Origin of the sequence: Nitrosomonas sp. Is35, assembly GCF_033063295.1 — a bacterium.
GTDB lineage: Bacteria > Pseudomonadota > Gammaproteobacteria > Burkholderiales > Nitrosomonadaceae > Nitrosomonas.
Map to the genome: position 1 here is coordinate 2,734,116 of NZ_JAWJZH010000001.1, position 12,104 is coordinate 2,746,219.

14 protein-coding genes and 1 pseudogene are annotated in these 12,104 nt (G+C 43.1%); 10 read left to right on the top strand and 5 right to left on the bottom strand.

The features are described 5' to 3' along the window. Positions 1–24: 24 nt before the first annotated feature. The 6 genes from cas7fv to R2083_RS12785 all read left to right on the top strand — a co-directional run bounded on the left by cas7fv (position 25) and on the right by R2083_RS12785 (position 3,976). Positions 25–1,014, top strand: coding sequence for a type I-Fv CRISPR-associated protein Cas7fv (cas7fv, locus tag R2083_RS12760; RefSeq protein ID WP_317531622.1), 990 nt, complete (start codon positions 25–27; stop codon positions 1,012–1,014). 9 nt (positions 1,015–1,023) lie between these two features. Next, the gene (locus R2083_RS12765) at positions 1,024–1,251 is read left to right on the top strand and encodes a hypothetical protein (RefSeq protein WP_317531623.1); all 228 of its coding nucleotides are present in this window, start codon (positions 1,024–1,026) and stop codon (positions 1,249–1,251) included. 33 nt (positions 1,252–1,284) lie between these two features. Beyond that, positions 1,285–2,052 (top strand): type I-Fv CRISPR-associated protein Cas5fv, encoded by a 768-nt coding sequence (cas5fv, locus tag R2083_RS12770; RefSeq protein WP_317531624.1) that lies wholly within the window; start codon positions 1,285–1,287, stop codon positions 2,050–2,052. 12 nt (positions 2,053–2,064) lie between these two features. Continuing rightward, the gene (gene cas6f / locus R2083_RS12775; protein ID WP_317531625.1) at positions 2,065–2,709 is read left to right on the top strand and encodes a type I-F CRISPR-associated endoribonuclease Cas6/Csy4; all 645 of its coding nucleotides are present in this window, start codon (positions 2,065–2,067) and stop codon (positions 2,707–2,709) included. Positions 2,710–3,251: 542 nt separating this feature from the next. Continuing rightward, entirely contained in the window at positions 3,252–3,770 is a 519-nt protein-coding gene (locus tag R2083_RS12780) for an SDR family oxidoreductase (protein WP_317532092.1), read from the top strand. Continuing rightward, positions 3,767–3,976: an SDR family oxidoreductase gene (locus tag R2083_RS12785; protein WP_317531626.1), complete on the top strand. Its 210-nt coding sequence runs from the start codon at positions 3,767–3,769 to the stop codon at positions 3,974–3,976. Before R2083_RS12780 ends, R2083_RS12785 begins: the two co-directional genes overlap by 4 nt. Positions 3,977–4,433: 457 nt before the next feature. Here the strand turns inward: R2083_RS12785 and R2083_RS12790 are convergent. Next, positions 4,434–5,391 (bottom strand): annotated as a pseudogene (locus R2083_RS12790) (IS5 family transposase). A gap of 395 nt (positions 5,392–5,786) precedes the next feature. On the opposite strand from R2083_RS12790, the gene R2083_RS12795 reads away from it, so the two are divergent. Further along, complete coding sequence (locus R2083_RS12795) at positions 5,787–6,119, top strand: hypothetical protein (RefSeq protein ID WP_317531627.1); 333 nt, start codon at positions 5,787–5,789, stop codon at positions 6,117–6,119. A 202-nt stretch (positions 6,120–6,321) separates the two neighbouring features. Here the strand turns inward: R2083_RS12795 and R2083_RS12800 are convergent, their stop codons facing one another. Then, positions 6,322–6,519 (bottom strand): hypothetical protein, encoded by a 198-nt coding sequence (locus R2083_RS12800; RefSeq protein ID WP_317531628.1) that lies wholly within the window; start codon positions 6,517–6,519, stop codon positions 6,322–6,324. A 70-nt stretch (positions 6,520–6,589) separates the two neighbouring features. Here R2083_RS12800 and R2083_RS12805 point away from each other — a divergent pair, with 70 nt between their 5' ends. After that, a complete protein-coding gene (locus tag R2083_RS12805; protein ID WP_317537191.1) occupies positions 6,590–7,243 on the top strand; it encodes an IS1595 family transposase in 654 nt (217 codons plus the stop codon). A 903-nt stretch (positions 7,244–8,146) separates the two neighbouring features. On the opposite strand, the gene R2083_RS12810 is transcribed toward R2083_RS12805, so the two are convergent. From R2083_RS12810 to R2083_RS12820, 3 genes are all read right to left on the bottom strand, one after another. Next, positions 8,147–8,689 (bottom strand): HD domain-containing protein, encoded by a 543-nt coding sequence (locus tag R2083_RS12810; protein WP_317531629.1) that lies wholly within the window; start codon positions 8,687–8,689, stop codon positions 8,147–8,149. A gap of 610 nt (positions 8,690–9,299) precedes the next feature. Then, entirely contained in the window at positions 9,300–9,518 is a 219-nt protein-coding gene (locus tag R2083_RS12815) for a SemiSWEET family transporter (protein ID WP_317531630.1), read from the bottom strand. Between the two features lie 67 nt (positions 9,519–9,585). Continuing rightward, positions 9,586–10,023 carry a type II toxin-antitoxin system RatA family toxin gene (locus tag R2083_RS12820; protein ID WP_317531631.1) on the bottom strand — a complete coding sequence of 146 codons (438 nt, stop codon included), beginning with the start codon at positions 10,021–10,023 and terminating at the stop codon, positions 9,586–9,588. Between the two features lie 982 nt (positions 10,024–11,005). Here R2083_RS12820 and R2083_RS12825 point away from each other — a divergent pair. Together R2083_RS12825 and R2083_RS12830 are read left to right on the top strand one after the other, a co-directional pair. After that, on the top strand, positions 11,006–11,485 hold the full coding sequence (locus tag R2083_RS12825) for an SRPBCC family protein (RefSeq protein ID WP_317531632.1): 480 nt from the start codon (positions 11,006–11,008) through the stop codon (positions 11,483–11,485). Between the two features lie 52 nt (positions 11,486–11,537). Then, positions 11,538–11,993, top strand: coding sequence for a PAS domain-containing protein (locus tag R2083_RS12830; RefSeq protein WP_317531633.1), 456 nt, complete (start codon positions 11,538–11,540; stop codon positions 11,991–11,993). Positions 11,994–12,104 lie beyond the last annotated feature (111 nt).

Sequence of the window (12,104 nt, forward strand, 5' to 3'; positions counted from 1 at the left end):
ATTAACAACTAACGAGGATTAAGCATGCCAAATATTTCCGGCATTAAAAGCGTGGATTTTAAAATAGTTGCTAATGGCTATGGCGTAGTTAACTGGAATGGCCCGACTACATTGGTTGGTACTGATGGAATAAATCAAGGCAATCATGCGTTGCCAAAACTACGTGGTTACAGCAACTTAAATGGGATAGTAAAAGAAGAAACGGGGTTCAAATATAAAAAACATGCATCTGATATAGATTTTAAAGAAACTCCTATGTACATAAGTCAAAACTGTATCAGACACCATTTATTTAGAGATCAGGCTTTTGATTTGCATTATGCAAAAGATAAAAACTTGTTGTCGGTTTTAACGTCAATTACAGGTCTGATTCGCGGGTACGTTGTTCCAGCTAGTCAATGTAAACGAACAAGCCCATTATTGCTTGAAGATTTTGTTGATCAGCTTGGTAATGGAAATTTTGAACAACTCTCATCTTCAAGTTCGACTGAAGAAATAATTAATGCGAATGGTACAACAGATTATAAGAAAGGAAAAAATTCGATTTTTTCGAAGACTACATTCGGGGAAACTGAGTATTTAGCTTACGGCTCAATCAGTATTGAACAATTGCAATTTATTTCGCTGGATAAAAAATTTGACCGGGCTTCCATGGTTATCAAGGACGGTGAAGGCGAAAAAATTGCTCAGACTGTTCAATATTTCATTAAATCCATCGATCCTAGCCGTAATCCCAAAGCAGTGTTTCACCCCAACTACGTGCGTGCCGGTACGATATTTGAGGAGGGCGAGGTCGGCATTTTATTGGATAACGAAGCGACGGATGTTCTCGTCAAAAAAACGTTACAAATGATTGAAGAACTCAGTATCCGTCAAGCCAAAGGCTATATGTGTGTCGATCACTTACTCGTCGATTACAACGACAGCATCAAAATGATGCGCATAAAGCGCAACTCAGCCGAAATAAACCAAGAACCCCAATCCCCTTATGCCATTTATTTTTATGCTAAATAAGGGAGAATCATGCGGATTACTATTAACTATGAAGCTTCCTGGCGAAATTCGTTCTTGGATGGCTCCAATAACGACCCCTTACCAAAAGGTGGCCGGGTATTTGTTGGCTCTATGACGACTTTGGGAAAACGGGATAGTCAAGGCAAATATCCGAATTTTATTAAACGTGAGATTACTCATGACACCGTGATGGGTGTTTTGAATCGGCTTATCGGCGATCAAAGAAAGCTCTATTAATCCAGAAATTGCCCTAAATACTTCTTTTCAGGTTTGGAAGAACGCATATCTTTTAACGACCAGCAGGATTCAAGTGCGTCTATCAATACTGAAACGGTTTATATCCGGAATATGGAAGGAAATACCGATCAAAATTCATTCACTGGAATGATTAAAGCAAATGATCCGGTTTTTACATCCGATTATTCAAACATTTTTTGGGGAGTCTTGACGCTTGATATCGAAAATCTTTGCCGCTTCATTGTCGATGAAAGCTTTCAAGTGAGTTCTTCCAAGCAGTTTGATCCTTTGGATGTTTTACAAAAACTGCATGAATTAAATAAATTAAAGGCTATTGATATTGAAACAGTGAAAAATGCTTTGGATGCATTACAGAAACATTTTTCCGACGCTGCTTATAAAGCCGTCGACAGCAAAATAAAGCCAATTGAATTGTACTGTTCAGCGTTGTATTTGCAGATTAGCCGTTTAAGTCACGAATATGACGTATCTCTAGCACTTACAAAGAATGGTGGTCTAGCCGGTATTTCAAAACGTGGTTATACACCAAAAGATTTTATGGATCGATACACCACGGGCAGTAAAAAACCAATATGGGGAAATCCGTACCAACTGAAGGAAAAACGCAAAGGCGAAGGTGAGGTTGTCTCTTTATTAACTAAAGCCAACGGTACGCTTGATATTCTTCTCAACATTCCCGGCGACAAAGCTGAACAACTAAAAAGAATGATCGATGACGCTGGCGTTTCCAGTTTTTACCTGGGTAAAAAAGGCTTGGCTTACGTTGACGTAATTCGCTAATTGGAAGATGCCATGAACTATTATCTTGAAATCACCTTATTATCGAATTATGAAATCAATCTTTTCAGCCTCTGGTCCCAAGCCTTCCAGCAAATCCACTTGGGATTAGTCGAAACACAGGATACGGAAAAACGGGCACCGATCGGCCTATCGTTCCCCGAATACAAGATGGGTGAGAGATTCGGCATGCTGGGCAACAGGCTTCGTTTGTTTGCTCCGGACGAAACCTCCCTGATCCGGTTCGACGCGAAAAAACGATTAAGCCATCTGAGCGATCACGTGAATTGCACCGGTATCCTCCTGGTGCCAAGTATCGTCGAAGGTTATGCCGTTTATCAGCGCGAGCAACCCAAAACTGGCCGGGAACGCCTAGCCCGGCGCTATGCGAAGCGGCACAACCTGGATTACCAAACTGCATTCAATGGCAAGGTTGAGTTGTGCGCAAAGCACGATAATGCAACCGAATATAAAAAAGTGTTGATGAGTTACAGCGAAATGCCGCACAAAACCATCACCACCCCGTTTATCCGGCTGAAAAGTCTAAGTAGCGGCAATACGTTCTGCCTGTGGATCAAAAAAAGAGAAATAGAAAACAGTGTTAAAGGAATTTTTACCACCTATGGTTTAAGTTCTACTGCTTCCGTACCCGAATTTTGACTTATTTTTTGGACGATCTTTAACAATCCAAACAAATAGGCTAATTGCGATGCAGGTATTTACAGGATGGTTATCCATTCCTAAATATCCTGCACACTGCACCACAACTGGCTTTGAGTTTTTTTATCGTCTGTTCGCTGCCGCGCAGGCAGCTTAGAAATTTATTTTGGCTTGCGTTATTATGGCTTCGATGTTCGCTGCCGCACAGGCAGCTTAGAAATTATTTCATTAATGCTTACCAGGCTGTTTTTTAGTTTTCTGCCGAGAAGGCAGCTTAGAAAAAGATTGAGCGAGGAAGTTACACTGAATCGATGTTTGCTGCAGGAGGTGATTTAACTTTTTTTGAAATTGTAAGAAATCTGTCTAACGAGCGATGTTCGAATGTTCCTGGACTTATGATTCCGAGCATGACCACTCATCGGTTCGTGGTAAGTTCGATGCAAGCATACGATACAATGGATTCGGATTCCGTATAGTTTGCCTTTTCCCAGACTAAATCTTTTCTTTCACGACTAGCAGGATTACTTATAAATTTAAACGATATTGCACTCGTTACCGGTGCACGTGGCGGCATTGGGCGCGCACTAGCGGCTCGGCTACGCTCACGAGGGCTGCGCGTTGCTGCGGTTGGCCGTGATATGGCCGCGCTGATTAACGTTCCTGCCGAAGCTCTCATTGCCGCTGACACGACCACTCCAGAGGGCGCAGCTGCAGCATTCAAAGCTTGCCGTGAACAGCTAGGTGCTGCTCCATCGTGGTTGGCTCATGCCGTAGGTAGCACCTTGATTGCACCGCTGCATCGTAGTCCGGTAGAGCAGGTAAGAGAAGTGCTGCGCATCAATCTTGAAAGCAGTCTTTGGACATTACAGGCCTGGATTGCATCGCTGAATGGTGCTCCAGGCGCAGCAGTGTTTACAAGCTCGGTTGTTGCGCGCATTGGGGTCGCCAACCACGAGAGCATTGCCGCCGCCAAAGGCGGCGTAGAGGCATTAGTGCGCGGTGCTGCCGCCACCTATGCGTCACACAGGGTCTGCGCATCAACGCGGTTGCACCTGGCATGACAGAAACGCCAATGACGATGGGCATGCTGAAACAGCCTGCGATGCGCGATGGAGCCGCCAAGCAATATCCACTTGGCGGCTTACAAACTGCTGACGAGGTGGCTGCCGTAATGGATTGGCTGCTGTCTCCGGATGCTGCGAGGCTCACTGGACAGATCTTGGCTGTCGATGGCGGTTTTACATCTGTGCGGCCTTTAGTGAGGTGATCGCCAGGATTAAGCGGACATCATGCAGTTTGTACAAGCTTCGGAATGATTGGAGTGGTCATGGATGCATGACTACCTCCCAGTGCAGTACCACGCCATGTTTAGTACTCTGCGCCCACTTCGCTTCCGTCATCCACGCACAGACCATGCCGTAGCCGATCACCCTCTCTCCGTCGATATCGATCGGCGTGAATGCGGGGAAACATGAGCGCCTGCTAGAATAGGCTCGAGTTTTGAGCCTGCGGTGTGGATATTATGTCGCTAAATGACTTGCGAAGTCATTTGCTTCCCTAAGGAAGCGCTGATTAATTAACCATCATCAGATTTTTCGGTACTGCTGGCGGTTTTTTAAACACGAACACCCAGCAATTCATTTTTTTGCAGTATTTTGCTGCCGAATTTCCCCTGTTTGTGCTTCATCGTCCGCCATCAGGTGTATTTTGAGCGGACTCCTCCCTCAAGTAGTCAACAATCGCCTTCGCAGCAGGTACAGTTTGGCCAAGCCCATCAACATGTTCACCTGAGCAGCATTCTTCATCAGCCCGCGGTAGCGGGTTCGGGTAAATCCAAACTGCCGTTTGATCACCCGGAACACATGTTCCACCCGTGCCCGGATTGAAGAATACTTCCGGTTACGCTTCTTCTGACTCACTGAAAGATTCTGTCCGGGCTTGCGTTTGTCTTGCACACACCAGCGTATTCCCAACTGCCGTGACCCGCGCTTGTACTCATCGCTGGTGTAGCCCGCATCGCCAAAAATAACCTCGTCTTCTGCCCGCAGTAGCTTGGGCAGGATGTTGATGTCGGCTTCATTGGCAGCGGTAACTTCAACCGTGTGCATCGCGCCTGAATCTACGTCTGCCCCTACATGCACTTTCATGCCAAAGTACCATTGCATCCCCTTCTTCGCTTGGTGCATCTCGGGATCTCGCGCCCGTTCCCCATTCTTGGTCGAACTTGGGGCGTGAATGAGTGTGGCGTCCACCATCGTGCCTTTGGAAACCAGCAACCCCCGAGCCTTGAGGTGAGCATTGATCGCCTCAAGGAATACCACCGTCAATTCGTGCTTCTCTAAAAGATGCCGGAAATTCAGTATCGTGGTCTCGTCCGGCAGGGTATCCGGTAACTCCGCTGAATCCCGCAAAACAGCGCATGCTCTTAATCTCGTATAGAGCATCTTCCATTTGCCGATCGGATAGGTTGAACCAATTCTGCAGACAGTAGATGCGAAACATGTTACTCAGCACCATCGGCTGGCGGCCCCGTTGTCCATTCTTGGGGTAATGGGGTTCAATATGCGACAGCAATTCTTGCCAGGGTATTACCCCTTCCATTTCGCTTAAGAAAACCTCCCGGCGCGTCCGGCGCTTCTTGTGATTGTTGTCCAGATCGGCAAAGCTCGTTTGGCGTGGCATTGCATTTTTGAAAAATTATAAGGAAAAACTATTATCCCAGACCTCGGGATTTGTTCAGCGCTTCCCTAAGTGACCAATTAGAAATGCCAACTAGAATAGCCCCGCAGATTCATGAAGAGCACTTGCGAAGTGCGAGAAACACACTCTAAGTCACAACATATGTGACATTTATCACATATGAGGGCTTTTATTTCCAATTATGGTGATTCAATCATTGCTAATGTGTGAAAATTAATGATAATGATGTTAGTGTGATAATAATAGTAAATGTATGATCAATCATAGCAGTGCGGCAGAAATCAAAGTAATTTAAGCATATGAGTAGGCATCCAGGTGTATTCGCAGCTGAATGTTAACCACATAACGAATCATACTTCTTAAGGGATAAATGTCACATGGAACGAAAATATTATAACACCACTTCAGTGTCATGGGAATATGCTCGCCATAGTCAAAAATGTGCTGTTAGCGCAGAAGAACAACTTAAGGAAGAACTTCTGGCTATTAAAGAATTGGCACATTGTATTGAAGCTCTTTCGGAGATGGCAATAAGCGGCGATCAAAGCGGGGTCGCTAATTTAACCATTGTTCATTTGGCTAAGAAAATCGAACAGATGATTGATGTTTGTAACACATTGCAAGTCAATAGTGATGAAACTAATCAGGTAGATGACTTGTTACGATCGTTTATGAAGAAATCGAAAAAATCTGGATTTTTTCCTGAATAGCCCTACAACTGCCTCTTGCGCCGAGAATGAGATTAGTTGGCAGGAAACTGCTTATATATTTTTGGAGTAAAAATGACCACCCCCCCCCCTCCCCTGCCGACCGGCCTAATTAATAACAGGTAACCCTCCAGCTTTGCCGAGGGGTTACCTGTTATTAATTAAAATCATTTTATCCCCGAAAAATCCGGCACGATTCAGCTGATTATTCATTAGTGGGCATGGTTAACAAGAGAGCTTCAAGCCGATCCGTTGCGACATGTATTTTCTCATTTAATTTCTCACAATGAGCATGCGTGTCTTCAAGTTCTTTACGCAGCTTTATGATTTCATTGGTTGCATCCCGATGCAAACGTAAAAGTTGAGAAACTTTGTCTTCTAAAGATTTCAATTCTGTTTCCATAGGGCACTCATTTCCGAACTATTAAAATGTTGGGGCTGTAGTAGATTAGCTTAACTGATAAGCTAATTTAATGAAGATAAGTCATTGTAGATTATTAAAGAAAACGCAATCAAGGTTGTTGGAATATTTTGTGTTGGAAGTTACAGCGCGATCAGCAGCCGATATATTGGGAATTCAACCTAATAGTGCAGCACTGTTTTATCGCAAAATACGGGAAGTGATTGTTTATCATCTAGAGCAAGAATCTCACGAAATTTTTCATGGTGTAGTGGAATTAGATGAAAGCTACTTTGGTGGTATTCGTAAGGGCAAGCGTGGTCGCGGCGCTGCGGGTAAGGTTGCTGTTTTTGGCATATTGAAGCGCGGTGGCAAGGTTTATACGAGGGTTGTTGGAGATACTAAGACAGAAACGTTGATGCCGCTAATTACTAGAAAGATAGCGCCTGACAGCATAGTTTATACAGACTGCTATCGTAGTTATAATGCGCTCGACGTGAATCATTTTTACCATAAGCGTATCAACCATTCCACACTATTTGCACAAGGTAAGAATCACATCAACGGCATTGAAAACTTTTGGAATCAGGCCAAACGCGTCTTAAGAAAATACAATGGTATTCCTAAAGGATCATTTCCATTGTTTCTCAAGGAATGTGAATTCAGATTCAATTATGGAACTCCTAAACAACAGTTAAAAATTTTGAAATCTTGGACTCATATTTAACCTGATCTACTACAGCCCCAAAATGTTAATAGGTAATCAAATGCTAAATTCTTATGCTGTGCCCTAGATAGGGTCGTCACAAGATCTTGAGTAAGAATGCGAGGCAGCGGGCAAACAAGGAAAAGAGGTTATTGGTGTAACGAGTAGCGCTGCCGCGACACAGATTCTCTACGTGTGTTCTGTTCCTCCAACTCACCGAATGTCTGAAAGAAATTTTTTGGCGAGCACATCATGAGCACCAAGGCCACACATCTCTTTCATGTCGTAAAGAATCTGCTCAAGCATCGCAAGATCCGCCACAAAGGAATGGAAAAAATAACCGCTTAGATGATTTACGAGTGATTGTGATCTGTGATCTTCCGGGAAAATCCGGCAACCAACAGCCAATCCCCGTCAGAATGATTAACCCGTTTATACAACCGCCCCCTGCCCCACCCAAACTCCAATCGATTATTGTTGATGCAAAGCGGACAGAGGTAGACCCAAAAATCTTGCCCGGGCATCATGCAATCCCCGAAATAAGAATCACCTTCAAGCGGATTTTGGCAATGATCACAAATCTCCGGTGGATCACCGAAATAAAGTGGATCAACATAAGCACGCGTCAGATCGGCGCGCGCAGCACAATACGCTTTGCTAGCGCTGTCTTCCATTATTACTTCCCTTTTCTTGCAGCGCCTGCTTGGCACATGGCTCGCTCGGTTCGATCTGTAATCGACACACATTGTGATCTATCCTGTCCTAACTCCACGCGGCATCGTATCCTTAAATCTGCATTGACAATGGATGCACAGTCCGTGGAACGCTGGTTTTCCTTGGCGAGGCAATATGCGCGGTCATCCGGTTGCGACAGCATCAAGCAAGTACTCGCGGCAGCCATCCAAATAGTAGTTGCCCCTCCCATCATTGTTGCGCCCACTCCTCGAGTCCCTTGAAAAAAAGGCAGTCAAAGACTGCTTCAAGACCGGAATGTGTCCCTCTGAGGCCCGCGACCACTCGCGCCGCCCATTCAAAGTAAGCGCGTTTGCGTTCTGCAGACCAATCGGCGGCGGGAGATGCAAGAATATCGCGCAGATTGCAGATCTTGTCGGCCAGTTTTACAAGCTTGGCTTCAGCCGAAATGTAAGGGGCGTGCCGAACTTGCTCTTCTTTGCGAATCGATTTTTCCAGATTCTTGTCGTCTGTTAATTCCAAAACGATATTCGTAACTTTATCGCCAAATGCAGCCCGGAGCTCATCAGCCGTGGTATCGGTATCCTCGATGGTGTCATGAAGGAGCGCAGCGCAGATTACATCCCGATCGTGGATTCCACCTTCGGCTGCTAGAACAGTAGCCAACGCCAAAGGGTGATTGATATACGGCGATGCCTCCGCGTCTTTACGGCGCTGGTTTTTATGTTTTTCTGCTGCAAACTGAGCTGCTTTCAAAATTCGTGCTGCACTCATGAGTCCACCTTTCATCAATCGTCTATGAATCACCCAAGTTTTGCGGAGACTGATAAGTCAGAGTCCGGCTGCATCGGTTTTCCCCTTTAATTGATGGAATATTTCCATATCGGTTCTAGTAACTTGCGATTGTTGAACCAATCCACCCATTCAAGCGTGGCGAACTCGACTTCTTCGATAGTGCGTCATGGCTGCGATGCCGTATGACCACCTTTTGATCCAAAAGAAATCATAGTGGCTTGAGGAAAAACTCCTGCGATTTTTTATCTTCTCTTATTAAAAATTCCGCAATTTATTGATCGTATAATTAATCTTACGAGTACTGATAAACGCAGCAAATCGCACGCGCAAGTAATTAATCGATTTTTTAAATATGATAGTTGCTTTTACTTTTATTAAAATGAGTGCCAATACTCAATTTTCAATAATCGACTAGGACATGATCATAATGTGATCTTGCTCTGCAAAATCGCATTACTTAGCCGAGATCACGCTATACGTTAGGGAGATGAAGAAATGAGAGTAGAAAAAGGAAAGGAGGAAATATCGTGCATATTGGAATACAAATCGGAAGCGGTACGATCTGCTCAGGGAAGGTAATCATGCAAAGTCAGCGATTGTTGCGGAATACTATAATTTTCTGAATTTTTAAACCAAGCACCATGCTGGACAATAAAAGCGTTATCAGATTAGCCAATATAACGGGCACACTACCGATCAGATAACCATAAAAAAGCCAAAACCCGACGCCGATAGTGAACATGGCGTACATCGGCAGCGATACACCCGATAGATTGCGCGTTTTCCAAGAATGATAAGCCTTTGGCACAAAAGCAGCAATTTAACCAATAATGGGTCGACATCCCTTCAAACATGTTTGATGAGTCTTTTAAAATTCAGCGTTTTTCATAAATCACTTTAGCTCGTTCAATAAAAGATTCTACAGAGCTATTGGCGATTTTATGAAATACTGGCCCGACTAGCTTCTCAAGAATTTTGTGGGAAAAAGTAAAATTCAATCGGAATTTAATCAGGCAAGTGTTTTCCGATATCGGAATAAACTGCCAATGTCCATCCAAATGCTTAAACGGACCATCCAACAGGCTCATCTCGATCAATTCAGGCGGAAAACGTTTGTTTTTAGTAGTAAAGCTGTGTTTGATATGATGATAATTAATCTTGACGGTCGCATGCGTTGTAACCTCGTCTTGCGGTTCGGATGAGGCTCCTCCACACCATGGAAGAAATTTTGGGTATTCCTCAACATTATCGACTAATTCGAACATTTGATTTGCTGAGTATTCAACCAAAGCCGATCTTTCTATTTCTGCCATAAAAGTAAATTACTCCGTATTAATGGAATGATACTGAAACAATTAAAACACATTAAAAATTACTGTTTCCCACCACTCATATTGCTGTTTGAATATAGTGAAAAAATAATAAAACTTTTCAGGATTATTATATGAGTGAAAATTGGTAGACCAGATTTTACTGATGGATCATATTCGAGAGAGAGAAACTCAAAGCAATTCGCGATGACCGTATACAGTTAAAGAAGCTTATCTCTTTATCCATACAAACAGCGAATTTTATCTGATCAGATTTCATATCAGTGCGCCTAAAAATGCTTCAACCTCATTATTTATAAGTGATCAAGTTGGTCATTATATCAAGGCGTACTTTCACGGCCTAACCAAAAAGAAAGTATGGCACAGCTGATGGCGCTGTATGCTCTATTAAAATCCGTAAATGATGCGACAAAACAATCAGACCCTTATTTTTGGCCAGAAAACGGCAGTATGCTTTCCAGCAAATACTGTAGGTTGGCAGTGGCCGATGAGTAATCCTCAAGAAGCTCTAAAAAAGGTAGTGAGCGACACCAGGTAAGTAGAAATGAATCGGGAAATCGTAATTTACAAATGATAAATAAATGTTATAGCTTGATTCAATGCAGTATTGCCGTGTACAGCAGTTTCTCAGTGCTTTCGTAGAGAAAATATATTACTGGCGATTTTTCGCATTATTAATCGTAAGAATTGAATGCACTCATCGCCTAATTTGCAGTCCATAAAGGTGAATTAATAGCATAAGATATTTTGAGGAACTTGGGTTTACCGGAGCCACAGGAGCATTGTCTTCACCGTGAACTGGGTTATCTAGTGTGCTTGAGCAATCGGATGAAGTGGGTTGGTTACTATCAGAAAGTAATATAAGATGCTCCGCGTTAACGGCTAAAGGGCTGGTAAGAACACAATAAATATGTAAGGAATCGAAACTTCTTGGTTTAGCAAAAACTACGCAGGAGATACAGTAATGCTTGGGTTGTTTAAAGATAGTCCTGTCATTGGTAAGGGCAGTACAATTATAAAAAGTACCACCGATAAGGTTTTCAACTTTATTGGGAATGATTTACTTAAAAATTATCCCCGATGGTCACCGGAAGTCAAGGAGTTAGAAAAACTTACCGATGGTCCCATCAAATTGGGTACTACTTGCCGTCAAGTACGTATTGATCAAGGTAATCGTTCCGAGTCGACATTCAAAGTTAAAATATTCAATGAAGGTTCACGTATCTGTTTTGAGGGAGTTTCTAATCCCTATCGTTGCGATTATTTGATCGAGCCAGTTGGTTCAACGGATAGCCGCATTACTTTCACTTTCGAATTGTTGAGCTTAGATTTACATGTCAGGCCTTTTGAGAAACTGGTCCGCATAGCAGTGCAGGATGGCTCTGAACGAACAGTAAGAAATATTAAGAAAATCATAGAAGAAGATCAAGCAAGCTCACAATAATATGTTGTAAAAAAGTTTTTAAGCGAATAGTAAGTTAACCTGGAGAGAAAATATGGATTTTATCGTTGAAAAAGACCCTGGATTAATTCCACAAGTATTGTCTAAAATCCTTGACTCATGCGTCAATGGCGTAACATTGGCTGATCCTGATCAAGAAGACTTACCCTTGGTATATGTTAACAAAGCGTTTGAATCAATAACTGGTTACACGTTAGCGGAGACAGTAGGTAAGAATTGCCGTTTTCTACAAGGAAATGAACATGATCAAGCAGGTGTTAAGCAATTGCGCGAAGCGATAAAAAATAAACAGCCTGTCGAAGTCGTACTGCGGAATTATCGTAAGAATGGTGAGCTGTTCTATAATCATTTATTGGTATCGCCTTTATTTGACTCACACGGCAACTTACTTTATTTCCTCGGAGTTCAGTTCGATATCACACCTCAAATCCGTGCCGAGGAAGAAATTAAATCTTTAAAAGAACAGATAGCTGCACTGAGAAAACCTTGATTTCATTCAATCCTGTTGACTCCGATCAGAAATTAAACAAGTAACTCAGGTATCTTGCTACACTACAGTTGAATCTACAGTTGCTTTTTTAGAAGCTCACATACTCGTATA

Coding starts and splice junctions, on each gene's coding strand:
- cas7fv (WP_317531622.1), top strand. CDS start 25: ATGCCAAATATTTCCGGCATTAAAAGCGTGGATTTTAAAATAGTTGCT.
- R2083_RS12765 (WP_317531623.1), top strand. CDS start 1,024: ATGCGGATTACTATTAACTATGAAGCTTCCTGGCGAAATTCGTTCTTG.
- cas6f (WP_317531625.1), top strand. CDS start 2,065: ATGAACTATTATCTTGAAATCACCTTATTATCGAATTATGAAATCAAT.
- R2083_RS12785 (WP_317531626.1), top strand. CDS start 3,767: ATGACAGAAACGCCAATGACGATGGGCATGCTGAAACAGCCTGCGATG.
- R2083_RS12795 (WP_317531627.1), top strand. CDS start 5,787: ATGGAACGAAAATATTATAACACCACTTCAGTGTCATGGGAATATGCT.
- R2083_RS12800 (WP_317531628.1), bottom strand. CDS start 6,519: ATGGAAACAGAATTGAAATCTTTAGAAGACAAAGTTTCTCAACTTTTA.
- R2083_RS12805 (WP_317537191.1), top strand. CDS start 6,590: ATGAAGATAAGTCATTGTAGATTATTAAAGAAAACGCAATCAAGGTTG.
- R2083_RS12810 (WP_317531629.1), bottom strand. CDS start 8,689: ATGAGTGCAGCACGAATTTTGAAAGCAGCTCAGTTTGCAGCAGAAAAA.
- R2083_RS12820 (WP_317531631.1), bottom strand. CDS start 10,023: ATGGCAGAAATAGAAAGATCGGCTTTGGTTGAATACTCAGCAAATCAA.
- R2083_RS12825 (WP_317531632.1), top strand. CDS start 11,006: ATGCTTGGGTTGTTTAAAGATAGTCCTGTCATTGGTAAGGGCAGTACA.
- R2083_RS12830 (WP_317531633.1), top strand. CDS start 11,538: ATGGATTTTATCGTTGAAAAAGACCCTGGATTAATTCCACAAGTATTG.